Origin of the sequence: Nonlabens sp. (assembly GCF_047636915.1) — a bacterium.
Taxonomy (GTDB): Bacteria; Bacteroidota; Bacteroidia; order Flavobacteriales; family Flavobacteriaceae; genus Nonlabens.
The window spans coordinates 16,149-41,098 of the sequence record NZ_JBLIGN010000017.1; the positions used below are offsets into that span (position 1 = coordinate 16,149).

The window sequence follows — 24,950 nt, forward strand, 5'->3', positions numbered from 1 at the left end:
TCTTTAATGTTAAGTTTAAGGACTTTTATTGTGATCTAATATTATTGGTCTTAACTTTGCCTTAACACAGTCATGCTTATTTATGATTGTTGTTAAAACCAATGGCCTTAAAAATTTTAATTCTCAGTACTACCAACTCCACCTTAGGTCCAATGACTCAAGGATTCCTAGACTATTATAGCTCCAAGAAAACACAAGTTCTAAGCGCTGGGATAAACTCCTTGCCCATACATCGCATGGCCTTAAAAGTTATGGATTCTTTAGGCATACCCGTAGAGACATCTAGAATGAACTTTACAGATGTCGAAGAAATAACATTTGATTACATCATTACTTTTTCAGATAAAGCACATCAACTAGCTAATGAAAAAGCTAAAAAAGCTAAGGTTTTTCATATAAAAATGGATAATTTAGATAAAACTCATGGAACGGATAAAGAATTGAAAATTGCCTTTAAATCTTGCCGCAAGGAGTTACAGGAATACTGCACAGAATTTGCAGAGCAATACCTACAGAAAAAAACAAAAAAGTCTTAACGTTTCTCAGGATCATAATCTAAAGGCAGCATACCAGACACCTTTAGATTAGATACAAATCCGCCCGTTTTCAAAACTTGATAATTGAGAACATTTCCAGCCTTTGAAATCACTAATTTTGGAATTTCAAGATATATAGCTGATCTAAAATTCTTGGAATCTAAGATTTCGTATGTTTTTTCTCTAAAATCAACCACATAGAATTCTCCTTTTTTCCTGCTTCGTATATGATCTTTTACAGCTACTTTTTTGCTGTCAAAAACAAGATGATACCCTTCTTCTTCAAATCTATTTTCGGCAATTAGTATAAATAATCGCAATTCAGAGACTTTATAAGCACGCTTGCGATGCCGCTTTACCCATCCTTTTTTAGCCTCTTTTTCATTTAACTCTTTAAAAAAGGCACTCCCTACAAAGTAGGATGATACCATACGGTGAGTAGGAATCTCTAGGCTTTCACTAATTTGTATATGTTCTAGGCTTAGCTCTTCAAAAGTGATTTCAAATTCTTTAAGATCGTAAGCTACTATATAATTTAAATCTCTATTTTCTATCAGCACAGGCTCTTGAGAAAAGGCACTCATTACGCTGGTAGTTAGGTTAAAATGCATTCTCACTTTATCGAGATTGAGAATTTTACATTCCTTTGCAATTAAAGTTGTTCCTAAAAACTGTTTTATAAAATACCGCTCCTTTTTCTCACGACTCCATGGATCTGATTTTATATAGACGGCTGGCAACTCTCCTACTTTAGGTTGTAATTTGAGTGAAGAGAAATCGGTATTTAAAGGGTCATTAAAAAATTGAGATTCATATCCTAAAAGGCTTACCGTGAAAACACTCTGACTATTTTCATAATTAAGTATCTCAAAATTCCCGTCCAGATCTGATATAGTTCCTTTTGAAGTGCCTGAGAAGTATACATTTACAGAAGGTAATGCTTCATTAGTAACTGCGTCCACAATGCTTCCATTGATTGATTGCGCTCTAGCAGATACAGGAATCAAAATAAGAAATAGAAGTAATATGATTATTTTTTTCAAAACACATTTATTTATAAGGAAGATAATCTGAAAGACATAAACCGCTTTTTCCTAATCGAGCAAAATAACCTTTAAATATTAAAGAAGTCTTATTCGTGGCAATACCATCTACTCCTATGGCTTTTCCATTATTATTAATAAGTATAATCTGTGATAATGGAGCTATTCTAGATATGCTTTTACAGGGGTCTATAGGAGTATACACCTCATTTCTAAAACGTACTTTATAAAACTCTCCTTTCTTCCTAACCCTTATATGTTCCTTTATTGCCACTTTCTTAGCATCGTATAAAAGCTGAAAACCAGAGCTGTCTAAACTATCCGTACACAATAATCTATAAAAATAAAGACCTGACAATGGGTAGAATTTTTACGGTTTTTAATCAGGCATTTTAATTTACGCTCTTTAAAACAATTCATTAACCTTTGATGTACTGGCACCTTATGTTAGAAAAGGAGACAAGGAGACAAGGAGACAAGGAAATTAAAAAAGGCTTTCCTTTACCTCAGCTTCTTAGGCGAAAAACATCCGTTTTTTTTAAATGAATATCAAATAACTCAACCTCTACTTCAATCAAATACTCAAATTCTTTGTACTCGACTTTTATAGAGACTTTAAAACGAGCAGATAACATGGCGATAGACAGATGAAATCTAAATTTAACTCTATCAACGTCAACAATCGTAGAGCTTTCTGCTAGTTCTGTACTACCTAAAAAATATCGTTTAAAATAGTTTTCTTTTCTAACCCTAGTCCATGGATCTGGATCTATGTTTACAGCACCTCATTCATCCACCTCTTAAATTAATAGAATCCCACTCAAATCTACCTTTGCAGGATTTCTAAATAGCAATGATAGATAACCCATTATTCTTATGACCAACCTAGCAACTGTATTTACAGATAATTTAGGAGTAAAATCAGCGTCAAAGTTGGTAATTACTCCTATAGTTGTGCCGTCTGCATATACAGAAGCACTGCTTATGGATTCTGGTGTTTTACTATCTATTAAATTACCAATTAATTTTTATCCATGAGAGATAGTTGTTAAAACAAGGAAGTAGTAAAAATCCCATCTTTTATATATTATTCCTCTTCTTTTGCATCATCTTGTCCATTGAAATACTTAGATTCCATCTCTGCTTGGAACTCTTCTAAGACTGGTTTTACAGTGCTTTCTGGAAGATCTGCGATGCGTATATACATCAAACCGTCTACTGCATTATTGAACAAAGGATCTACATTGAAAGCAACGACTTTAGCATTTTGTTTTACATATTTTTTAATCAAAACTGGCAACCTCAGCTCATTAGGTTCCAGTTCATCAATAATTTTATCGAATTTATTTAAGTCTGCCTCGCTTTCATCAAATATAAAGTCCTTGTCAGCATCTTCCAGTTTTACTTTAAAGTCTTTCTTAGGCGTTATGTATTGCGCCACATAAGGGTCGTAATAATTGCTCTTCATAAATTCAATCATGAGTGACTTAGAGAAATTAGAGAATTTATTACTAATGCTCACACCACCTATAAGATACTTATGTTCTGGAAACCTTAGCGTACAGTGTACGATTCCTTTCCACAATAAGAAAAGTGGCATAGGCTTTAATTGATATTCTTTAATGATAAATGCGCGTCCCATTTCTATGGACTCACTCATCATTTTGTGTAATTCTGGTTCAAATTTAAAAAGTTCATTTAGGTAAAACCCGTCCAGACCATACATCTTACTGATTTCACTTCCCATACCCATTCGGTAAGCTCCCGCAACACGATTTGCGTCGCGGTCCCACAAAAACATTTGATGGTAGTAATCGTCATAACGATCTAAGTCAGTAGCATTATTTGTACCTTCTCCTATAGCCCGAAAAGTTATTTCTCTTAACCTTCCTAATTCTATTAAAACATTAGGAATATGTTCTTTCTTAGCCAGAAACACTTCATAATTCTTTGATTCCAGCAAACGCTTATCTCCCATTTCACGCAAGGCGTCTACTTCATGAATCATCGCATTTTGATCTCCTGTATCAATAATTTTTTTAGGTGACTTCGGTATTTTGATCGAGTTAGGAATATCACTCAATTTCTTTGCTTCCTTCTCATAAGGCTTAGAAAGCATATAGGTTTTTTTACGTAGGAACTCTGTAAAGTCATCCAAAGATTCGTGCTCCTTTTGCGCTTTCAAAGATATAGGCTTACCAATCCTTACTTTTACTACACGCCGTTTTTGAGATAACACTTCAGAAGGTAATTTGGCCGTTCTAAAAACATCACTAAGCTTTGCAAGCCTGTAAAACATGTTGCTGTTTTTTGCATGAAAATAAATAGGAATGACTGGAACTTCAGCACGTTGCACTAATTTCATAGCACTTTCTTCCCATTTTTTATCTACTACTAGCTTACCGTCTTTATAAGTAGAAACTTCCCCCGCAGGAAAAATACCTAATGGCAAGTCACTTTTAAGATGTCTAATTGCCTGCATAAAACCTGCGGTACTAGATTGAGCATCTTTGCGATCTTCAAAAGGGTTTACCGGCATGATATAAGGCTTTAAGGGCTCAATACGATGCAATAAAAAATTTGCGATAATTTTATAGTCAGGTCTGTGATCTAAAAGAAGTTTGAGCAGTAATAATCCATCTACTCCACCTAAAGGATGATTAGATATAGTAATAAAACCTCCTTTTTTAGGAATCCTTTTTAAATCTTCTTCTGGAATTTCAAATTCAATTTGAAGATCTTCTAATAAGGCGTTTAAAAATTCTGTAGTATTCTTATCCTTATGCCTATCGTACAATTTATTGAGAGAGGAAATGCGCAAAACCTTCATCAATGTCCAACCACCCAGTGTACCTAGAAAGCCATATTTATCTATGTTGATAGCTTTTGCTACCTCTTTTGCGTTGACTAATCCCATAAATATTGATTGGTTATAAGTTTACAAATATAATGTAATTGTAAACTGACTATTCTTTAACGACTAATTGCAGCGTTTCTTGTGCACGTTGCTTTAATAATACGCTTTTTCCAGACTCTATAAATTCAATCGCATCTCCGTCATAATGCCTTACCGTGTATAAAGCAACACCTTCTACATGACTTACTTTGTAACGCAATTCTAAATCCTTAAGGAGCTCGTTTATCTTAGCATATTTATCCTCAACACAAAGAGAAAAGCTTATCGCACTATTTTGTATCAAGCCAACTTGCATTTTATGACTGCTCAACTCTTGGAAAATATCCGAGATGTTATTTTCTCCTATAAAACTGAAGTCCCTAGAGGAAATCTTAAGGAAAACCATATTCTTTCTCACAATATAGCATGGTGTCAAGGGCTCGATAGTTTCTACGGCAGTAATCACCGTACCTTCATTCCGGGGATGTATGAATGACTTTACATAAAGAGGGATTTCTTTTCCTTGAAGCGGTTGTAACGTTTTAGGGTGAATGACAGAAGCTCCATAAAACGCCAGCTCAATTGCCTCGTTGTATGGGATTTTATTTAATAAAACAGTTTGCTCAAAAACGCGTGGATCTGCATTAAGAACACCAGGTACGTCTTTCCAGATAGTTACTCCAGAACCATTGAGACAATACGCTAGAATAGCCGCCGTATAATCACTTCCTTCTCTACCTAGAGTGGTTGTAAAACCATTGTCATCAGATCCAATAAAACCTTGTGTAATAAATAATTGACCCTGACAAGAATTAGCTATCAATTTCTCGCTTTCTAGCCAGTTCACACCGGCATCACGGTATTTACGATCTGTTTTTATGAGCTGCCTGGCATCTTTCCATAACACAGGAATCCCGCAAGCATTAAAAAAAGCAGCCACTATTTTGGTTGAGAGCAACTCTCCATGACTCACGACCTGATCATAAAGAAAACTATAATTTCTACTTTGATTGCGTAGCATTTCACCTTTAAGGGATTCCATAATGGATTTAATGTCCTTTTTAATTCCGCTTTCGCGAAAGCGAGACAAGCATAACTCTTCTATCCCTTCAACAGGCATTTCTAGACCCTCAATAATTTGCTCATGTTTGTGGTGTAAATGATCAATAAGATCGAGGTACGCTGGATCATTCTTTTGATAGCTGTAAATAATATCTTCTAAATCATTTGTGGTTTTTCCCATAGCCGAAACAACTATTCCTAAGTTTTCATAGCCCATGGTCTGTAATACTTTCAACACATTACGTACCCCAGCCGCATCCTTGACTGACGCACCACCAAATTTGTATATTCTCATCTATCTATTAATGTAATTATCTAATGACTTTTGATCCATTTGAGCAAGATACCAATCCTTAGCGATAGTCGCTCCAGTACTTTCATAAAACTCCACTGCATTTTTATTCCAATCCAACACAACCCATTCCACACGTCGTACTTTTTGATCCTGTGCATACTTCAATACTTTATCATACAAAGCCTTTCCTAAACCTTTGCCACGCATTTTTTCTGTCACAATAAGATCTTCAAGATGAATAGTCTTGCCTTTCCAAGTAGAAAAACGTGGATAACACAAACTTATACCTTCTATCTTACCATCGTATAAGCCCACAAAACAGATAAAAATAGCTTCTGCACCTAGTCCATTTCTCTCCAGTTCTTCCATAGTAACTTCTACCGCATCGGGTTCTTTTTCAAAAACAGCTAGCTCTGTGATGAGCTCTAAAACTCTGGGATAATCTTTTTTTACAGCTTCTCTTACCTCTATCATGGAATTAATTTTAGGTAAATATAAATGACGTTGTGTAAAGAAATGTAAAAAGTATCTAATACAAGGTTATAGTTGCTGGCCTTTTATTTAAGATATTTGCACAACTAATCTTATTATGGCTACAAAGAATCAATCCTTAGGAGAATTTATTATTGAAAACCAATCTGATTTTCAATACAGTAGTGGAGAGCTTTCGAGACTGATTAACTCGATAAGACTGGCTGCAAAAATGGTCAATCATGAGGTTAATAAAGCTGGTCTAGTTGATATAACAGGTAGTGCTGGCGAGATCAATACTCAAGGTGAAGATCAACAAAAACTTGATGTTTTTGCAAATAACACCTTTATTAGAACACTGACTAATAGACAAATCGTTTGTGGTATCGCTAGTGAAGAAAACGACGATTTTATAACTATTGAAGGAGAACGTAAAGACCATGGTAATAAATATGTAGTTGCAATGGACCCTCTAGATGGTAGTTCTAACATAGACGTAAACGTTTCTGTAGGAACCATTTTTTCCATTTACAGAAGGATCACCCCGGTAGGTACTCCTGTGCAATTAGAAGATTTTCTACAGCCAGGAAACATGCAGGTAGCAGCTGGATACATTATTTATGGAACTTCTACCATGTTAGTATATACCACTGGTAATGGAGTAAACGGCTTCACACTTAATCCTGCACTAGGAACTTATTACTTATCGCATCCTAACATTACAGTTCCAGAGGATGGCAATATTTATAGCGTTAATGAAGGAAATTATGTTCATTTCCCTCAAGGTGTTAAGGACTATATCAAGTACTGCCAAGAAGAGGAAGGAGACAGACCTTATACCAGCCGTTATATAGGTAGCCTGGTGAGTGATATCCATCGCAATATGATTAAAGGTGGCATTTACATGTACCCTAAGAGCTCTAAAGCTAGAGAAGGAAAATTAAGACTGTTGTATGAATGCAACCCTATGGCGTTCATTGTAGAGCAGGCTGGTGGAAATGCGAGCGACGGGCATCAAAGAATTATGGATTTAAAGCCCACAGAATTACATCAACGTGTTCCTTTCTATTGCGGAAGTAAAAACATGATTGCAAAGGCAGAGGAGTTCATGAGTAAATATCCCAAATAATTTATTTTGACTTTGCTTTATAACAGAACTTAAAAGCTATTCTAAAATAGAAGAAGCATCAAGTTCTATCCATAGCTTCTCGAAGCCAAAGGGGGTTCAATGCTTGGTTCTTTAGAGACCCAGCAGTGAAACGATTTAAGCCTTGATCTATCACAATAAATCTCATTGCAAAACGCTAAGTGATCTTTAATGATATGCTAACGTATTGAAAAGGTTTCCACACTAGTATACTCAAGTAGGTAGCACATTTAAACCATCATACTGCAACGTTGGTATATAAATTGATCCAAGACTTAAAGGCATAGGCAGTGTCAACGCACGTCACTCTATGCTCGTAAAACTGTTCCACAACTAAGTCTCGTAATTACTGTAAATAATTAAACTGAACCACATACGGGACATCTTGCAAACCCATTGATCACCAATAACAACCACCTAAAAGAAGCTTTATAATACTTGCCATTTTAAAAAAATGATCGATAATTGAAACAGATATATTGCAACGCGATCCTAATGACTTAACAAAGCTTATAGATTTATATCCACAAACACGAATCATGCCCCATCAGATTTATTACAAATTTAAATAGAAGTGGCATAATCCGATATTTTGTATGAATTGTAACCTATATTAACACAATAATTAAAAAATAAACTTTTGTTTAACAAAACAAAAAAGATATACATTAGCAAAACGTAACCTGTAAAAGCAGACACAAAATGAACATTTATTATTAAAAAATCCTCTGTGATCTTATTAGTAATCGTACCAACTAAAAAGCGTCAGATAAAATGTGATAAATGGCATGATTAATTCCAAAAAAACATATAGAAAAGGTACCTTTAAGCAAAAGAGAAATGATATTCTAGCTAGAGATTAGATCGTCTAGAAAATCTACTTGTATAGCTTCTAAACATTATCTGTTTGGACAGGAGGAAGGGCTCGTTTTACGGAAATGCTTGAAAACGAGCTTTAATTCTAAGTTTGAAATAAGTAATCATATTATAAAAAACGATTTTCCTTCATCCTGCTGCGATAGCATCAATAGTATTAGAATGATTCTAAATATATAAATTCACAGAAGAAGAAAATGACATCAAAAAAAATAGTAATACTCGGAAGTTTTGGAGTTGTTAAAACTTCATTGACACGACGTTTCGTAGAGCACACTTTTTCTGAAGACTACCACGTAGCTATAGATATTCCTAGCTTAAAGGAAGCTGTAAAAATAAAAGCTAACATATTAAATCTCATTATTTGGGGTACAGAAGGAACCGATAATATGGAGGAAACAAGAAAAGCTTATTTACTGGGATCGCAGGGTTTTGTCAGCAAGACTGATGTTATTAGACCTAAAACTGATCCAAACCATATTAAACATAAGGACTATTTAAAAACCCATTTTGGCAATGTGCCTATTATTACCATAGGAAATAGAAGTAATTTATTACCTAAAGGAAGCCTCTCCAAAAAAAATGAAATTTTTAGACATGCTCCTCAGTGCTGAAAAAAGAAATAATGTGAAACGCCTACTGGAAAGAATGGCAAAAAAACTCCTCTCATGACATCGTATGATTCAACTAATGACTTTGTTGTACCTATTCAATTTATTTCTATAAACGCTAAAGGTTACATCAAAAAATCCGATCAAAATTTATTGCGATTCGAAGAAGAAACGCCACTTAAGGATGCACATCCATTCTTTAAATCAGTTCTTAGCTTATTTGATTCTAAAGCAGATCATATCAAATTGGACTGTGTAAACCTATTTGAACATTATTTTGATATAGAAGTAATAACGCGAAAAGATAATACTGGTGTGATCGTTTTACGTGATCGCACAGGCTTTTATAACCGTTTTCAAGAAATGGCGCAAAAACCTGATGAATCGACGATTTTTAAGGAGGTTCTAAATTTGAAAAACGAATTACTCCAAGAGAAAGAAGTCTTCAAATATAAATTTATAAATAATTTTTCTCACGAAGTAAAGGGACCACTTAACCTAATTAATGCTTTTTCATCACTTTTATTAAAAGGAGCGCTAGCTTTAGAACAAACTAAACTGGTAGAAGCTGTAAAAGAGCAAAGTGATACCCTAGGAAAGTATCTGGACAATATTGTGGAGCTTTCACAGCTTAAAAAGGAAAAACCAGAGTTAGCTAATGCTCCTTTTTCATTTAAAGATTTGCTGAATCACATTCATTTCCGTTTTAACGCAAAAATTAATATCTCTAACAACACCTTTGAAATGCTAATTTCAAAAGATGTCCCAGAATTCTTAATAGGAGATAAAGGAAGAATCGAACAGATGATCAACAACCTAATAGAAAACGCGCTTCTTTACAATAAAGGCAATCATATAAAACTAGAAATTACTGAAAATAATAGAAGAGCCGGTAAATCAAGTCTAAGATTTGTAGTGCATCATGAAGGAAGTATTCCAGATTATCTAGAGGACAAACATTTACTTCGGGATCTAGAAAAAATTGAACCAGAAGGCTTGTACTTTTCTATAATTAGAGAACTGGTAGAGGTTTTAAACGGTACTATTTCTATTAGAAAGATTGATGATAACAGTACCCAGCAAATCATCAACCTCAAGATTTCTTTTCCTTTGCATCACCTTCAATTAAAAACCAAGCCATCTGAATATATAGAAAAACACCATTTTGCCGAAAAAGTAAAAGTACTCGTTGCAGATGAAAACAACACCGCTCAGCTCACCACTCTTAAAACACTAATAAGCTCAAACAACTTTGATACAACGATATACAACGACCCTAGGGAATTACTAGAAGCAGTAGAAAAACATGAGTACGATTTAATCTTAATGTCTTCGAGTATTTCACAAGTAGACTCCATAGAACTTATAGGCATCATAAAACAATTTGCAAATACAAACAATAAGAATATTCCAATAATAGCTCTTACTGTACACACAAGAAAGGAAGATCTGGCAACCTATCGCCGTGCGGGATTTAAAGACATCATAAAGAAACCCTATACCGATGATGAGCTATTAAATTCCATCTATAAAATGCTCGATTTAAAAAAATTCCTTTGATAGAGTATCCATTTAGATTAAAAATAGTTGAACGTGAATTTGCATAATCTTACGGCAAGCACACTACAAATATGTTCATCATATGAGAACGAGTCCCTATAGCTTTTGGGATCATCACGAGTTTATTTCCTCAGAGAAATAGAACCCAATGTAATCAGTCATTTTAATGTCAAATTGATGCAAAACCTACCTGTCTTTATTAAGAAGGTGTCTGTAATCTTCTAAATTCAAATGTCCACTAAAAATTTCAATAGAGCGCTTTACAAGGTATTCAGCATCATCATCATTATATCCTAAGGCAGTGGCGTACTTTCTTAATAACTTATGCTCTGACTCATCCATACGATGATCTGCAAAAACTATTTTAAAAAGATCATGCAGCCACTGCATGCGCTCGTCGCTAGTAATGGGCGGTGCTACGGGATACAATTTTGGATCTTTCATAATTTGATCAAAATCAGCATCTGAAATATCCAGAACAGCCTTGAACCGATTGAGAACAATCTCTTCTTCCTCCTGCATTCCAGAAACCTGTGCAAGAGCAACTAAAGTTGCAAAATGACTTTTATTTCTGGCACTTTCTCCAGATACAAATAAACTTGAAAACGACATAATCTTTATTTAGTTATTGCAAATATAAGAATAGCTCCTCTAGTAGGAATTAATTATTTGAGTTGAGATAACATTTCTGCAACCATGTTACTTAAGTCGTATTCATGCTTCCAATTCCAGTCATTTCTCGCGGCGATATCTTCCATGGAACTGGGCCAGCTGTCTGCAATTTCTTGTCTAAAATCCGGTTCGTAAACCATAGAGAAATCTGTTATATGCTTCCGTATCTCAGCAGCAATTTCTTTTGGTGTAAAACTCATTCCAGCAAGGTTATAAGAAGATCTCTCTTTAATTTCATCTTCTGGAGCACGCATAATTTCTACCGTTGCTCTTACCGCATCTTCCATATACATCATGGGCAAGGCTGTATCCTCCTTAAGGAAACAAGTGTAGTTTCCGTCTGCAACAGCTTTATGGAAAATATCTACGGCATAATCAGTAGTTCCTCCACCAGGCAATGTTTTCCATGAAATCAATCCCGGAAATCTTATGGAACGAACGTCCACTCCATATTTTTGATGGTAGTACTCACACCAACGTTCCCCTGTTTGTTTACTTATACCATAAACCGTTGTAGGCTCCATAATCGTGTGCTGCGGTGTATTCTCTTTAGGAGTCGTTGGGCCGAAAACAGCTATACTGGACGGCCAGAAAATCTTATCCACTTTTCCATCCTTGGCAATATCTAACACATTCATTAAGGAGCCCATGTTTAAACTCCAGGCTTTTTTAGGAAACTTTTCTCCGGTAGCACTCAACATCGCAGCCATAAGATAGACTTCGTTAATCTCATAATGCAAACAAACGTCCTCAATCTGGCTCTTATTCATTGCATCTAGTGTTTCAAATGGTCCAGAAGCCATTATCTCTTCACTTCCTTCTCGTATATCACTAGCAATCACCTGCTCACCACCATAAATCTCTCTCAACCTCATGGTAAGTTCGGTTCCTATTTGTCCGCAAGCGCCTATTACTAATACTTTAGTTGCCATTTTGTTTCTTTGTTACAAAGATAAGAAGACATTTCAAGGGTAAATGTTAGTTTCCTTATAGTTTTAGCATCCTTACCTAATTAACGAATAACAAACTCATTAATACGATTGCTTTCTGCTCTTCTAAAGTCCAAGAATTGAACTCTACAAGAGATGTGTTCCTATCTTAAATCTTAATGCAGCAAAAATAATTTTTTATTCAACCGCTTTCGCGAAAGCGGAAATCACAGTAGTTCATAGATCGCATGAAATATCTTCCTTAAAAAGCAACAAAAGGAAATTCCCTAGGCTTCCTTTTGTCGTGTTTGCTAAAATTTTGTGATCTACTAGTTTAATTTTTAGCAACATAGATTAGGCTTATAGTTTTTTTTATCAAGGTAAATTTTTCAAAATTGGAATACCTGCTTTTTACATTTTTGCCTCATACAAAATAAAATAAATCCTAAAAAGCCCTTTAAATTATGCACTTTGAGTATGTTTGTACCTCATTTATAAACATATATGCGACCATCTGTTTTTTTACTTTTACTCGTCCTTGCTTGTAAACCAGCAGTAGTTGATGATGCTTCAAACACTGAAAGAACAGACTATTCTACCCTTATTTTGCAAGATTCAAAAACGACTCTAATAGGTGAAGCACAAAAAAAAGCCTTAAAGTGGCAAGCTTTTCAAGACTTACTTACCGGGCTAGAAAATTACGATCACTCTATAGCAACCACAAATAGTTTGATATCACATGTGGATAAAATGTTAGAGAATCCAAAAGAATCTTTTCAAGATCAATCCATCACATCACGTATAAAAGTCCTAAAGACCAGACTTCATATTTATAAATCATATTTAGGATACCGTATAAAAACAAAGGAAGCTCAAGAACTAAAATACAACTATATAACCATTGCCCTAGACGAATTGACACTCCAAATTAATTTGAGAGTCAACCAATTAGAAAAAAGTAATGAGCAACTTCTAAAAGAGCTCAAAGAAGGTCTTGACCCAGAATAGGTATACCAGTGTATGTGCAACTACCTTATAGATTCTTGTAAAAAACAGGAACTAAGATTGTTTTAATTTATAAGAAAAACCTCTCTAATACCCACATACCTATCAGAACTCTAACAATCAATTACTCTTCGATAAAATGAAGTTGTTGCTAAATAAAGATCTTTATTTCATAAATTTATCCTGCCTTATACTGTGCTGCTCAAAAAGAGTGATCACTAGGCTTTTTATGGTAAAATTCTCTTAATCCATCGAGAATAAAACTCTGGTCATTTAATTTTATGACATGGCTCAACCATTACTTCAATTTACCAATAAAGGAATTTATTGCAAACCAGCTGGCGTCTATCTAGATCCTTGGAAACCTGTACATAAAGCATTAATTACACATGGCCATGCAGACCATTCGCGATGGGGCCACAAAAAGTACATTACTCACAATGATAATGTCCCCATAATAAGTCACCGACTGGGGGATATCAATGTGTCTGGAGTTCCTTATAACGACTCATTTTCTATCAATAATGTAAAGTTCTCCTTTCATCCAGCGGGTCATATTCCCGGTTCTTCACAGATACGAGTAGCGCACAAAGGAGAAGTTTGGGTGTTTACTGGAGATTACAAAACAGAAGATGATGGGATTTCTGCCGTTTACGAACCTGTACAATGTGATACCTTCATCACAGAATGCACCTTCGGTTTGCCAGCTTTTAAATGGAGAGATCAACAACTGGTCATGGACGACATCAATATTTGGTGCGCACAAAATCATATAGAAAAGAAAACATCAGTCCTCTTTGCGTATTCCTTAGGGAAAGCGCAACGCGTGATCAAGCATCTCGACACCTCTCAAATGAAAATTTATTGTCATGGAGCCGTTTATAAAATGACAGAAGTGTTGCGACAGCAAATTAATTTTCCTCCTACTCATTTGATCACCAGAGAAACCACCAAAGAGGAGCTAGCTGGCCATATAGTTATTGCACCACCAGGAGCACATGGAAGTGCCTGGATGAGAAAGATGGTTCCTTATGTAACGGCAAGTGCCAGCGGCTGGATGACCTTCAGAGGTGCGAGGCGTAGAAAAGCCATAGACAAAGGATTTGTACTTTCTGATCATTGCGACTGGGATGGATTATTAGAAAGTATTGAAGCCACTGGTTGTGAAAATGTGATTACAACTCATGGATACCAAGAGATTTTTGCCCGATTTCTTCGAGAGGAAAAAGGACTTAATGCGATAAGTGAAAGAACACAATACGAAGGGGAGAATTCAGAATTAGAAGCTGAAGAAAAAAATCAAATAGAAGAGGTTGATCCAGACGCCGATAACAACATCGCAGAGCAACCTATTTCAACAGGACAAAGCAAAGAAAATTCTTCTACTAATTCTAGTTCAACTTCAACTTCATTCACAGCGTCATGAAACAGTTTGCAGAACTTATAAGGACCATAGATGGAACTAATAAAACCAATCTCAAAGTAGCCGCTTTAACCGAATATTTCAAAACCGCAGTGGATGAAGATAAATTATGGACCATTGCTATACTTTCTCACAGACGTCCTAAAAGACCGGTAAACACGACCTTAATGAGAGAATGGGCCACACAGATAAGTGGCGTACCTATGTGGCTTTTCGAAGAAAGCTACCATATAGTAGGCGATCTAGCCGAAACCATTGCGCTCATTCTTCCTACCGCAAACGAGTCCAGTGATAAAAGCCTTTCTCAAATCATCAAAGAAATTATAGCTTTAAGGGCTACAGATGATTTGGATAAAAGGGCGTACTTACAAAGGAACTGGCTTCAACTCAATTACTACGAACGATTTGTCTTCAATAAAATCCTTACCGGTGGTTTTAGAATAGGAGTTTCTCAAAAGTTAATGACTCGAGCGTTAGCAAACGCAACGGGTATTGATAAAGATACTCTTGCTCATAAACTCATGGGAAGCTGGACAGGAGAAAACATTACTTTTCAAGAATTGGTTTATGAAGATAATGAAGTAGCGATGCGTGGTAAGCCTTATCCCTTTTATCTCGCCTATGCCATAGAAGGAGAGGTGAGTGACCTAGGAGATATATCGCAGTGGAGTGCAGAACACAAATGGGACGGAATCCGATCACAGACTATCATAAGAGGTAATGAAATTTTTGTATGGTCCCGTGGTGAAGAACTAGTCACCGATAAGTATCCAGAGTTTCAGAAGTTTTTAGATGTCATTCCAGATGGAACTGTAATCGATGGTGAGATTTTACCTTTTAAAAATGGCGAAATCATGAATTTTAAAGATCTGCAAACTAGAATAGGTCGTAAAACTGTTGGTAAAAAACTTCTCCATGATGTTCCTGTAATCATCGTAGCCTATGATTTACTAGAATGGAATAGTAAGGATTTAAGAACACTACCTTTTGAAAAAAGAAGAGCGATTCTAGACGATTTAGTTTTAAGCCTTCAAACAAAAGAAGAAGCTTTACCACAAGAAGAAAAAACACCCTTGCTTTTATCAGAAACGATGCGTTTTAATTCTTGGGAAGAACTGGCAACAGAACGTGATCTAGCGAGAGAAAAACGATCTGAAGGCTTGATGATCAAACGCAAGGACAGTCCCTACTTAGTGGGGCGTAAAAAGGGCGACTGGTGGAAATGGAAAACAGATCCTTTTTCAATAGATGCAGTGCTTACTTATGCCATGCGAGGTCATGGAAGAAGAGCAAATTTGTTTACCGACTACACCTTTGGACTATGGCAAGATGGTGAACTAGTCACCTTTGCAAAAGCCTATTCAGGACTCACCGATGCAGAATTTCGCAAGGTGGATGCTTGGATTAAAAAAAATACGCTGGAACGCTTTGGACCAGTAAGGTCAGTAACACCACATCATGTTTTTGAAATTGCTTTTGAGGGCATCGCTCCCAGCAAAAGACATAAATCTGGAGTGGCCACCAGATTCCCAAGAATAGTAAGATGGCGCACAGATAAACCTATGGAAGAAGCAAATACGCTCGACGATCTGAAAGCTTTGATACCATAACTTCAGAGATTTACTAGAGCAAAATATCAGGGAACCCGTGGAAGCATTCCATAAAAACCGCTATCGTTAAAAGAGTCCAGAGTCAAAAACCACCTTAAACAATAACAACACCTCGATAAAAATTATACAATGCCCGTGCAAATAGTATGCCTGTCAGAACTCAAAAATTTGTGGTTATTTTCATAGGCTCTTTAACCGTCCCTGCATAGCAAACACCAATTGCATATGAGCATTTGCCGCAAGGAAGACCTATAATTTATAGCTGTGGCTACCCATTAAAGAAATGCTCAAAGTACCGCTTTCCACAGCTGTGTAACGCTGAGCTCGTCGAGGCAGAAAATATTGTATCGCATCGTTAGCTACCGTTTAAAATGTTAACTTGAAAAAAGGGGAAAAAAAGTATAAAGGTCTGTAAAGCTATATGTTTTTAATAGGCGATAAGAAGCAAAATTAAGTCGGTCTGTTTGGCTGTAAATATTGTGCTCTCTAACTTACACGACTCATCAAATCCACAGAAAAATCGTGCAATTCTTTTTTATTCTCATCGCTTATAGAAAGCTGCTCAACAATCGCAAGCGCCTTTACTGTATAGTGTTTAATTGCTTCTAAGGTTGCTGCTGCTCCACCACTTTCTTCAAAAAATATTTTTACAATCTCTTTCTTTTCTTCGATTTGATCTTCATTCATTTCTTCGTGATCGAGAGCAAACCACTCTTTTAATTCAGTCGCACAATCCTCGTTTTCTATACTTCTTAGGAATAAATAGGTCTTCTTATTTTCTCTAATATCGCCACCTACTTCTTTACCGAAAGTTGCTAGATCGCCGAATGCATCTAAATAATCATCCATCAATTGAAAAGCGAGTCCCAAATGAATTCCATAATTATAAATCAATTCTTGCTCCTTCTTGTCTACGCCAGCGATAATGGCACCCATTTGAAGTGCACAACCCAATAGAACAGAGGTTTTTAGTTGAATCATCAACAGGTATTCTGAAACCGTGACGTCATCACGCGTTTCAAAGTCTACATCGTATTGTTGTCCTTCACATACTTCAAGGGCTGTTTTAGAAAAGATTTTATGCAGTTGAAAAAATTGCTCCCTATCGCATCCTTCAAACAATCGGTAAGCCATAATCAACATCGCATCTCCAGAAAGAATTCCAGTATTGGTATTCCATTTTTTATGTACGGTTGCTTGACCACGACGCAGATCTGCTGCATCCATGATATCATCATGTAGTAAAGTGAAATTATGGAATACCTCAACAGCAACAGCGGCATCTAAAGCATCCTGCACTTGTGCTCCATACATTTTTGCGCTCATCAAAGTGAGTAAAGGTCTTAATCGTTTACCACCTAATTCTAGAATATAATGCACTGGATCGTATAATCCAGCAGGCTCACTCTCTGTGATGCGATTCTTGAGGTGTTGTAAAAAGGTACTTCTTAGTTGGTCGATTGCATTCATGCGGTAAAAATAATCCATGAAGTTAATAATTTGGTACGAAAAAGAAATAGTCTTGTTAAATCTTTTAAAACTTAGGAAACTTTAAGAGTTTCTAAAGTTTCCAATAGTTATATTTGCAGCGATTTATTTCAAAAATGACAAAAATCAAAGAACAAATAATAGCAACCTCTCTAGAACTTTTTCTCACATTGGGCTTTAAAAGCGTCACAATGGATGAGATTGCTTCTAAGTTAGGCATGAGCAAAAAGACGTTATATACTCATTTTAAAAACAAAAGCAAACTGGTAGAAGAGTCTTCCATTCATCTTTGTAATCATATTTGTAATGGCGTAGACCATATTGTAGACAAGGAAAATGAAAATGCTATTGAAGAGCTTTACACGGTAAAGAAATTTGTAATGCTGCATTTAAAAGGGAATGAAACATCGCCAGTTTATCAGCTCCACAAATACTATCCAGAAGTTCATAAAAAAATTACTGCTTTGCAATTCAATCACATGGAAGATTGCATCAAAAAGAATGTTACTAGAGGAATAAAAAAAGGGCTTTACCGCGATAATATCGATATAGATTTTATTGCACGCATCTACTATATAGGTATTCAAGGCATTAAAAACCTCAGTATTTTTCCTAAGCAAAAATTCCCAATGAATGAACTAAACGACCAGTATTTAGAGTACCATCTCAGAGGAATTGTAACGCCACAAGGACGTAAAATTTTAAATAAAATAACCAACACAAATCACAATTAGATGAATTATAAACCTCTATGTATATGGGTATTTAGTGTTCTCGCTTTCGCGAAAGCGTACACACAACAAACGGACAAACAGGACTCCTATAGTTTTACATTAGAAGAAGCCATCAACCATGGGCTGGAGAACAATTACCAAGCCATTAACGCAAAAAGGGACATTGCAAAGGCATTGAAACAAAAGTGGGAAACCACAGCTACTGGACTGCCTCAAATTGATGCTGATGCAGATTATCAATACCAAATCAAACAACCGGTTACTCCTTTGCCAGGAGAAATACTAGGTGGCCAGCCAGGAACATTTGTGCCTGTAACTTTTGCCCCTAAACAAAGTGCTGCTCTTACGGCAACTTTAAGACAGCTTATTTTTGACGGTTCCTACATTGTAGCCTTAGAAGCTTCAAAAACTTTTTTGGACTTTTCTAAAAATGCAAATAATAAGACCAAACTTGAGGTACGAAAAGGAATTATCAATGCCTATGGAGGTGTTCTTCTTACTCAAGAAAACATAACCATCATTGAGCGCAACCTAACTACCTTAACTAAAAACGTTAACGAAACCAATGAGATTTACGAAAACGGACTTGCTGAAGAAGAAGACGTAGAACAATTAAAGATTACCAAATCTCAACTCGTCAACCAGTTGAACAGCGCAAAACGTCAAGAAAGTATTGCCGTTGATATGTTGAAACTAGCTTTAGGGATTGAATTACAAACCCCGATTTCACTAACCGATGATCTTGCTGCCTTAGCCATCAAGAATATGGATCCTAGCATGACCAACAACTCTTTAGAATTAGAAAAAAATACAGATTTCCAAATTGCAACTAACTTTACCGAACAGCGCCGTCTAGAATACAAACTCGAAAGATCAAAAGCACTTCCTAAACTTTCTGGATTTATTAATTATGGGATCAATTCTTTTAATAACGATTTTACCTTTTTAGACAGTGATAATAAATGGTACGGTCAGTCCATTGCTGGCGTGAGTTTATCGGTACCTATTTTTAGTTCCTTAGGAAGACAGGCAAGAACAGATCGTGCAAAAATTGCTTGGGATCAAGCACTTACCGACTTAGATCGTACTATGGAAGAAATACGATTGAGTTACCGCTCTTCCCTTAATAATTATCGAACCGCTATAGGGAACTACAAGACCAGCAAAGAAAACTTACGGCTTGCCGAACGTATTGAAAATAAAAATCAAATCAAATTCAAAGAAGGTATCGCTACCAGCTTTGATTTACGACAAGCTCAAACACAATTATACACCACACAAGCTTCCTATTTACAAAGTATGTATAAAGTCATTAGTGAAAAAGCAAATCTAGAAACGATTATGAACACTCCAGAATATATCAATCAAAAATAAAATTACAACAGAATATTATATCATGAAAAAAATAAGCCTATTATTATTAAGCCTTGTTCTTCTAGCTTCTTGTGGTGGAAAAGAACCTACTATAGATGAGCTCATCTCAACAGGAGATGTAAAAGTGATTTCTCAAAAGAAAACCGAATTGCTGAATGAAAAAAAAGAATTAGAATCCGAAATTACAGCTATTGAAAAATACTTGGATGAAAATAGCATAAAAAAAGATGGAACTCTTGTTACTATAAAAACCCTAAATGATACCATTTATAATCACTATATCGAGTTACAAGGTAGTGTGAATACAAAGCAAAACATCACTTTAATGCCAGAGATGTCGGGCATACTGACTCATGTTTATGTAAAAGAAGGACAGCGTGTAACTAAAGGACAAGTCCTTGCCAGAATAGATGATGGTGGAATGTCTCAAAGTATTGAGCAAATGAAAGTGCAAGCACAACTAGCCAAAACTACGTTCCAAAGACAGGAGAGACTTTGGAATCAAAAAATAGGTTCTGAAATTCAATACTTACAAGCTAAAGCAGGATATGAATCGCAGCAAAGTGCTATTAAGTCCATGCAACAACAATTAAGCAAAACACTAGTCACCGCTCCTTTTTCAGGAGTTATTGATGACGTGATTACGGAACGAGGTAATACCGTAAGTCTAGGAGCTACTCAAATCTTAAGAATTGTAAATCTAGATGACATGTACATTGAGGTAGAAGTTCCTGAAAACTATATCACATCTGTGAGAAAAGGAACGCAAGTAGATGTAGAATTTCCAGTACTAGGAGAAATCGTAAAAAGTATAGTAAGACAAACCAGTTATTTTATCAACCCTGCAAACCGATCTTTTAAAATTGAGATTCCGGTAGATAATATAAAAGGAAACATAAAGCCTAACCTTACCGCTAGATTAAAGATCAATGACTATTCAAGTGCAGCAGCTATTTTAATCCCTCTTGCCGTAATTAGTGAAAATCAAAATGGAGATCAGTATGTCATGGTTGCATCAGACTTACAAGAGGGCGGCCTATACAAAACTGCTATTACCAAAAGAATAGTGATTACAACTGGTAAAACTAGTGAGAACATGATAGAGATAACCAGCGGCCTTGAAGAAGGTGATAACGTAATCGTAGAAGGAGCTCGTAGTGTTAAAGAGGGACAACAAATTAGAATTAAAAAAGTTTAAAATGGGAAAGAAAAGTGAAAAAGAATTTGGTTTTTCCTCCTGGGCGATCAATAATTCTACGGTAATTTGGGTCCTAATAAGTTTAGTACTTGTTTTGGGAATCTATGGCTATTTTTCCATGCCTCGTGAAGATTTTCCAGAAGTAAAGGAAACTAAAATATACATATCCAGTGTTTATCCAGGAAATACTGCTGAGGATATAGAGCGTTTGATTACGGATCCATTAGAAGAACGTTTGAAAAATATTTCTGGTGTTGCAGAAATTCTTTCCACATCTCAAGAAGATTATTCTATTATAACCGTAGAATTTGAAGAAGGATCCATAATAGGAACTAGCATTACCGTTGAAGCTGCAAAGCAAAAAGTCAAGGATGAAATTGATGTAGAAACATCTAACGAAGACTGGCCCACGTTTAATGGAGCTAAAATTGAACCTAACGTTTTTGATCTCAAAATGAGTGAAGAAGTGCCTATTATGAATATCAATTTACGTGGCGAGGCTTATACCGTTCGAAAGTTAAAGGAATATGCCGAGTACCTACAAGATGAAATTGAAGGCCTTCCAGAAATAAAAGAAGCCAGTATACGGGGAGCGCAAGAGCTGGAAGTAGAAGTTGCTGTAGATATTTACAAAATGACCGCTGCCAAAGTAAACTTTGATAACGTTATCAATGCAATACGTGGTGGAAATGCTACCATGAGTGCTGGTAATATAAAGACAGAAAACCAGCGTCGTACCCTTAGAATATTAGGCGAAGTTACAAATCCAAATCAGTTGGATCGTTTTGTTGTAAAAAATGAAGACGGGCCTATTTATCTTAAAGACATTGCTCAAATTAGTTTTAAGGAAGAAGATAAAACCACATTTGCAAGAGAATCTGGAGATGCAGTTGTTATGATCGATGTGAAAAAGCAATCTGGTAAAAATATGATTACGGCATCTGAAAGTATTCGGAAAATATTAATCGAAGCAAAGGAAAATGGTAAAATACCAGATAATGTAGATGTTAGTATTACCAACGATGGATCTAGCCGCACGCTGAATCAAGTAGACGATCTAGTAAATAATATCATTTTTGGTGTTATTCTGGTAGTGGTTGTATTGATGTTCTTTCTGGGGTTTAGAAATGCTCTATTTGTAGGTTTTGCAATTCCTATGTCCATGTTGATGAGTTTTATCATTTTAAATTTACTAGGATATACCTTAAACACTATGATTCTTTTTGCCATGATTATGGGTCTAGGGATGCTGGTAGACAATGGAATTGTGGTTGTTGAAAATGTTTATCGTTTAATGGATGAAGAAGGCATGTCCCGAACAAAAGCGGCAAAAATTGGAATTGGCGAGATTGCTGTTCCTATTATTATTTCTACACTAACAACAGTTGCAGCCTTTATACCTATAGGTTTATGGCCTGGTGTAATGGGAGAATTTATGAAATACTTCCCTATAACTTTATCTATAGTATTAGGCAGTTCCCTTGTGGTAGCGATTTTCTTTAACTCCATGTTAGTTTCTAAATACATGAGTATTGATGAGAAAAACATACCCCTAAAAAAGCTGATGATAATCACCGCATTTATGGGTGGAATAGGTCTTTTAATTCTATTATTTGGTGGTGCCATAAGAGGTCTAGGTTCTGTGATGGTCGTAACGGTTATTCTTTTATGGTTGTACAAATACTTGATTAAAGGAGCTACGTTATTCTTCCAGCGTACCATGTTGAGATGGCTGGATGAGGCTTATGCTCGGTTTTTGAAATTTGCGTTAAGTGGCAGGAAGCCTTATTTCTTTACCGCTGGAATGGCAGTGATGTTCCTTGGTGTATTAGCACTTTACTTTGGATGGTCTGTAAGAACGGGTCGTACGGAAGTTCAGTTCTTCCCAGAGAACAAGCCTAATCAGATCATTGTTTATATAGAATATCCTCAAGGAACCTCTATTGCCAAAACAAACAAGACTACTAAAGATATTGAAAGGGTAGTCTTTGATGTGATTAATCAAGACATATACCTAGAAAAAGATAGGAATTTCCTTGTTGAAAGCATTGTTTCTCAAGTGGGTGAAGGAGCTGGAAACCCACAAACAGATGGTGGTAGCGCAGCAGAAATGCCTAATAAAAGTAAAATCACAGCTTCCATGCGAGAATATAAATACCGCAATGGAGCTGACAGTGAACTGTTGCGTAAAAAAGTTCAAGAGGCCGTTCAGGGAAAATTTCCTGGTATTGCTATAAGTGTTGAAAAAGATGCTGCTGGTCCACCTTCAGGTTACCCCATCAATGTAGAACTTCAAGGTGATGATTATGAAGAGTTGATCGTTACTGCAGAGCGTATGGTAAAATTCCTGAACGAGAAAAATATTGCTCCTGTGGATGAGTTAAAAATAGACGTCAATAAAAGTAAACCAGGTCTGCAAGTAAAAGTAGATCGTGAAAAAGCTGGTGAGCTAGGAATTACGGCTAGCCAAGTAGGTATGCAATTGCGTAGATCCATTTTTGGAGAGAAAGCTGGAGTTTATAAAAATGATGGTGAAGATTATGACATCTATGTTCGTTTTAATGAAGAGAATCGTTACGATCGCAGTTCTTTATTCAATCAACGCATTACGTACAGAGACATGGCCTCTGGTGATGTTCTGGAAATACCTGTAAATGCGATTACTACTCAAAACAATGTTTCTGGATTCAGTGCCATTAAGCATAAAGATAATCAGCGGGTCGTTACTGTTTACAGCGCTCTAAAACCTGGATTTACTGATGCTGGAGCAGCTGTTGCACAAATTCAAAATGAAATGTTAGATTTTGAAGGATTATCAAATGATATCAAAATTGATTTTACCGGACAACTGGAGGAACAAAATAAGCAACAAGAGTTTTTATTGACAGCACTTGTGGTGGGGCTTGCATTAATTTTCTTTATTTTAATCTTTCAATTTGGTGGAATTTCTAAGCCTGCCATTATCATGATTTCCATATTTTTAAGTTTTATAGGTGTGTTTTTAGGACTTATGATTACCGGCGATCCATTTGTAATCATGATGACCATGATGGGAATTATTTCCTTAGCCGGTATTGTAGTAAACAACAGTGTGGTATTGATAGATTATGTAGATATTCTAAAGTTACGTAAAAGAGAAGAGTTAGGAATTGATGACGATAAACATCTTATTAGTAAAGAAGATTCCTTTGCTGCAATTGTACAGGCAGGAAAAGCACGTTTACGTCCTGTATTGCTTACCGCAATAACAACTGTTTTAGGTTTGATACCGCTTGCAATAGGTTTTAATATTAACTTCTTTAGCTTATTTAGTACAGGCGATCCTAATATATATATGGGTGGTGATAATGTTATATTTTGGGGACCTCTAGCATGGACCGTGATATACGGTTTGTTATTTGCTACTTTCTTGACGTTAATTATCGTTCCTATTTTATTATACCTTGTACATAGAGCAAAACTCAAATTCTTGCATTTCACTAATCCTGAGCTTGTTGAAGCTAGTGAAAAAGCTCCTTTAGAAGTTGATGAGTTTGGTGAAAAAGATGGTCGGGTAGCTTAACACCTGTAATTCAATATTAGAAAGGCATTTATCTATAGATAAATGCCTTTTTTTATGCATAAAACCGAAAGGTAACTCTACTGTATTTCTATTGCTTGCTTTTAAACACCACATATACTCAAAACACCTAGGTTTCCGAATTTTGTACTCTTTCTTTTTCCTTTTCTCTGCGTTAAAATTTACAGGACTAACATAAGCTATGCTAGAAAATTTATGCCTTAACAAAAGAAAATATATAGCCGCTAAATTCTCCGAAAACCTAAATGCTTTGAATATATAATCAGCTTCTCTCTTCCTATCCTTTTACAAATAAAGTCAAAACGCTAGATCCGACTAAATTCAAACATTTTTATTTCACCAGCGTTAGATAATTCAGACTCTTTTTATTTTATGCTCTATTGGACGGTATTTATTTTTTTTTTTACAAAACGATACATACCAGTATAGCCACCTTTACA

Annotated in this window: 20 protein-coding genes; 12 read left to right on the forward strand and 8 right to left on the reverse strand. The window is 35.8% G+C overall.

Annotated features, from left to right (window positions below; translation table 11 throughout):
- The first annotated feature begins 101 nt into the window (after positions 1 to 101).
- On the forward strand, positions 102 to 536 hold the full coding sequence (locus tag ACJAT0_RS04630; RefSeq protein ID WP_374003436.1) for a low molecular weight phosphatase family protein: 435 nt from the start codon (positions 102 to 104) through the stop codon (positions 534 to 536).
- Here ACJAT0_RS04630 and ACJAT0_RS04635 read toward each other — a convergent pair.
- Complete coding sequence (locus ACJAT0_RS04635) at positions 533 to 1,579, reverse strand: carboxypeptidase-like regulatory domain-containing protein (protein ID WP_415180712.1); 1,047 nt, start codon at positions 1,577 to 1,579, stop codon at positions 533 to 535. The genes ACJAT0_RS04630 and ACJAT0_RS04635 overlap by 4 nt on opposite strands.
- 7 nt (positions 1,580 to 1,586) lie before the next feature.
- Entirely contained in the window at positions 1,587 to 1,937 is a 351-nt protein-coding gene (locus tag ACJAT0_RS04640) for a hypothetical protein (protein ID WP_415180713.1), read from the reverse strand.
- A gap of 518 nt (positions 1,938 to 2,455) precedes the next feature.
- Between ACJAT0_RS04640 and ACJAT0_RS04645 the strand changes: the two genes are divergently transcribed.
- Positions 2,456 to 2,617 (forward strand): hypothetical protein, encoded by a 162-nt coding sequence (locus ACJAT0_RS04645; RefSeq protein ID WP_415180714.1) that lies wholly within the window; start codon positions 2,456 to 2,458, stop codon positions 2,615 to 2,617.
- Positions 2,618 to 2,666: 49 nt separating this feature from the next.
- On the opposite strand, the gene ACJAT0_RS04650 is transcribed toward ACJAT0_RS04645, so the two are convergent.
- From ACJAT0_RS04650 to ACJAT0_RS04660, 3 genes are read right to left on the reverse strand one after another with little or no spacing between them, the layout of a single operon-like run.
- Positions 2,667 to 4,496 carry a GNAT family N-acyltransferase gene (locus ACJAT0_RS04650; protein ID WP_415180715.1) on the reverse strand — a complete coding sequence of 610 codons (1,830 nt, stop codon included), beginning with the start codon at positions 4,494 to 4,496 and terminating at the stop codon, positions 2,667 to 2,669.
- A gap of 49 nt (positions 4,497 to 4,545) precedes the next feature.
- Positions 4,546 to 5,832, reverse strand: coding sequence for an aspartate kinase (locus tag ACJAT0_RS04655; RefSeq protein WP_415180716.1), 1,287 nt, complete (start codon positions 5,830 to 5,832; stop codon positions 4,546 to 4,548).
- A complete protein-coding gene (locus ACJAT0_RS04660; RefSeq protein ID WP_415180717.1) occupies positions 5,833 to 6,306 on the reverse strand; it encodes a GNAT family N-acetyltransferase in 474 nt (157 codons plus the stop codon).
- A 115-nt stretch (positions 6,307 to 6,421) separates the two neighbouring features.
- Here ACJAT0_RS04660 and fbp point away from each other — a divergent pair, with 115 nt between their 5' ends.
- The 3 genes from fbp (at position 6,422) to ACJAT0_RS04675 (ending at position 10,497) form a co-directional block, all read left to right on the forward strand.
- Positions 6,422 to 7,432, forward strand: a complete 1,011-nt coding sequence (gene fbp, locus ACJAT0_RS04665; protein WP_415180718.1) for a class 1 fructose-bisphosphatase — start codon at positions 6,422 to 6,424, stop codon at positions 7,430 to 7,432.
- Positions 7,433 to 8,523: 1,091 nt separating this feature from the next.
- Positions 8,524 to 8,940: a Rab family GTPase gene (locus ACJAT0_RS04670; protein WP_415180719.1), complete on the forward strand. Its 417-nt coding sequence runs from the start codon at positions 8,524 to 8,526 to the stop codon at positions 8,938 to 8,940.
- A 54-nt stretch (positions 8,941 to 8,994) separates the two neighbouring features.
- A complete protein-coding gene (locus tag ACJAT0_RS04675) occupies positions 8,995 to 10,497 on the forward strand; it encodes a response regulator (RefSeq protein ID WP_415180720.1) in 1,503 nt (500 codons plus the stop codon).
- Between the two features lie 186 nt (positions 10,498 to 10,683).
- On the opposite strand, the gene ACJAT0_RS04680 is transcribed toward ACJAT0_RS04675, so the two are convergent.
- Positions 10,684 to 11,109, reverse strand: a complete 426-nt coding sequence (locus ACJAT0_RS04680) for a TerB family tellurite resistance protein (RefSeq protein WP_374003426.1) — start codon at positions 11,107 to 11,109, stop codon at positions 10,684 to 10,686.
- 53 nt (positions 11,110 to 11,162) lie between these two features.
- Positions 11,163 to 12,101 carry an NAD-dependent epimerase/dehydratase family protein gene (locus ACJAT0_RS04685; protein WP_374003425.1) on the reverse strand — a complete coding sequence of 313 codons (939 nt, stop codon included), beginning with the start codon at positions 12,099 to 12,101 and terminating at the stop codon, positions 11,163 to 11,165.
- 501 nt (positions 12,102 to 12,602) lie between these two features.
- On the opposite strand from ACJAT0_RS04685, the gene ACJAT0_RS04690 reads away from it, so the two are divergent.
- From ACJAT0_RS04690 to ACJAT0_RS04700, 3 genes are all read left to right on the forward strand, one after another.
- Positions 12,603 to 13,106: a hypothetical protein gene (locus ACJAT0_RS04690; protein WP_374003424.1), complete on the forward strand. Its 504-nt coding sequence runs from the start codon at positions 12,603 to 12,605 to the stop codon at positions 13,104 to 13,106.
- A 283-nt stretch (positions 13,107 to 13,389) separates the two neighbouring features.
- A complete protein-coding gene (locus ACJAT0_RS04695; protein ID WP_415180721.1) occupies positions 13,390 to 14,529 on the forward strand; it encodes a ligase-associated DNA damage response exonuclease in 1,140 nt (379 codons plus the stop codon).
- Complete coding sequence (locus ACJAT0_RS04700; RefSeq protein ID WP_415180722.1) at positions 14,526 to 16,136, forward strand: ATP-dependent DNA ligase; 1,611 nt, start codon at positions 14,526 to 14,528, stop codon at positions 16,134 to 16,136. Before ACJAT0_RS04695 ends, ACJAT0_RS04700 begins: the two co-directional genes overlap by 4 nt.
- A gap of 486 nt (positions 16,137 to 16,622) precedes the next feature.
- Here ACJAT0_RS04700 and ACJAT0_RS04705 read toward each other — a convergent pair whose 3' ends face one another.
- A complete protein-coding gene (locus ACJAT0_RS04705) occupies positions 16,623 to 17,624 on the reverse strand; it encodes a polyprenyl synthetase family protein (RefSeq protein WP_374003421.1) in 1,002 nt (333 codons plus the stop codon).
- A 116-nt stretch (positions 17,625 to 17,740) separates the two neighbouring features.
- On the opposite strand from ACJAT0_RS04705, the gene ACJAT0_RS04710 reads away from it, so the two are divergent.
- The 4 genes from ACJAT0_RS04710 to ACJAT0_RS04725 are packed head-to-tail and all read left to right on the forward strand — an operon-like array spanning position 17,741 to position 24,492.
- On the forward strand, positions 17,741 to 18,358 hold the full coding sequence (locus tag ACJAT0_RS04710; protein ID WP_415180723.1) for a TetR/AcrR family transcriptional regulator: 618 nt from the start codon (positions 17,741 to 17,743) through the stop codon (positions 18,356 to 18,358).
- Positions 18,359 to 19,732, forward strand: a complete 1,374-nt coding sequence (locus ACJAT0_RS04715) for a TolC family protein (protein ID WP_415180724.1) — start codon at positions 18,359 to 18,361, stop codon at positions 19,730 to 19,732.
- 22 nt (positions 19,733 to 19,754) lie between these two features.
- On the forward strand, positions 19,755 to 20,930 hold the full coding sequence (locus tag ACJAT0_RS04720) for an efflux RND transporter periplasmic adaptor subunit (RefSeq protein ID WP_415180725.1): 1,176 nt from the start codon (positions 19,755 to 19,757) through the stop codon (positions 20,928 to 20,930).
- A gap of 1 nt (position 20,931) precedes the next feature.
- On the forward strand, positions 20,932 to 24,492 hold the full coding sequence (locus ACJAT0_RS04725; RefSeq protein WP_415180726.1) for an efflux RND transporter permease subunit: 3,561 nt from the start codon (positions 20,932 to 20,934) through the stop codon (positions 24,490 to 24,492).
- Positions 24,493 to 24,950 lie beyond the last annotated feature (458 nt).

Bases quoted from the DNA above. Each gene is read 5' to 3' on its own strand.
- ACJAT0_RS04630 (WP_374003436.1), top strand. From the start codon at position 102: ATGGCCTTAAAAATTTTAATTCTCAGTACTACCAACTCCACCTTAGGT.
- ACJAT0_RS04645 (WP_415180714.1), top strand. From the start codon at position 2,456: ATGACCAACCTAGCAACTGTATTTACAGATAATTTAGGAGTAAAATCA.
- ACJAT0_RS04650 (WP_415180715.1), bottom strand. From the start codon at position 4,496: ATGGGATTAGTCAACGCAAAAGAGGTAGCAAAAGCTATCAACATAGAT.
- ACJAT0_RS04655 (WP_415180716.1), bottom strand. From the start codon at position 5,832: ATGAGAATATACAAATTTGGTGGTGCGTCAGTCAAGGATGCGGCTGGG.
- ACJAT0_RS04660 (WP_415180717.1), bottom strand. From the start codon at position 6,306: ATGATAGAGGTAAGAGAAGCTGTAAAAAAAGATTATCCCAGAGTTTTA.
- fbp (WP_415180718.1), top strand. From the start codon at position 6,422: ATGGCTACAAAGAATCAATCCTTAGGAGAATTTATTATTGAAAACCAA.
- ACJAT0_RS04670 (WP_415180719.1), top strand. From the start codon at position 8,524: ATGACATCAAAAAAAATAGTAATACTCGGAAGTTTTGGAGTTGTTAAA.
- ACJAT0_RS04675 (WP_415180720.1), top strand. From the start codon at position 8,995: ATGACATCGTATGATTCAACTAATGACTTTGTTGTACCTATTCAATTT.
- ACJAT0_RS04680 (WP_374003426.1), bottom strand. From the start codon at position 11,109: ATGTCGTTTTCAAGTTTATTTGTATCTGGAGAAAGTGCCAGAAATAAA.
- ACJAT0_RS04685 (WP_374003425.1), bottom strand. From the start codon at position 12,101: ATGGCAACTAAAGTATTAGTAATAGGCGCTTGCGGACAAATAGGAACC.
- ACJAT0_RS04690 (WP_374003424.1), top strand. From the start codon at position 12,603: ATGCGACCATCTGTTTTTTTACTTTTACTCGTCCTTGCTTGTAAACCA.
- ACJAT0_RS04695 (WP_415180721.1), top strand. From the start codon at position 13,390: ATGGCTCAACCATTACTTCAATTTACCAATAAAGGAATTTATTGCAAA.
- ACJAT0_RS04700 (WP_415180722.1), top strand. From the start codon at position 14,526: ATGAAACAGTTTGCAGAACTTATAAGGACCATAGATGGAACTAATAAA.
- ACJAT0_RS04705 (WP_374003421.1), bottom strand. From the start codon at position 17,624: ATGGATTATTTTTACCGCATGAATGCAATCGACCAACTAAGAAGTACC.
- ACJAT0_RS04710 (WP_415180723.1), top strand. From the start codon at position 17,741: ATGACAAAAATCAAAGAACAAATAATAGCAACCTCTCTAGAACTTTTT.
- ACJAT0_RS04715 (WP_415180724.1), top strand. From the start codon at position 18,359: ATGAATTATAAACCTCTATGTATATGGGTATTTAGTGTTCTCGCTTTC.
- ACJAT0_RS04720 (WP_415180725.1), top strand. From the start codon at position 19,755: ATGAAAAAAATAAGCCTATTATTATTAAGCCTTGTTCTTCTAGCTTCT.
- ACJAT0_RS04725 (WP_415180726.1), top strand. From the start codon at position 20,932: ATGGGAAAGAAAAGTGAAAAAGAATTTGGTTTTTCCTCCTGGGCGATC.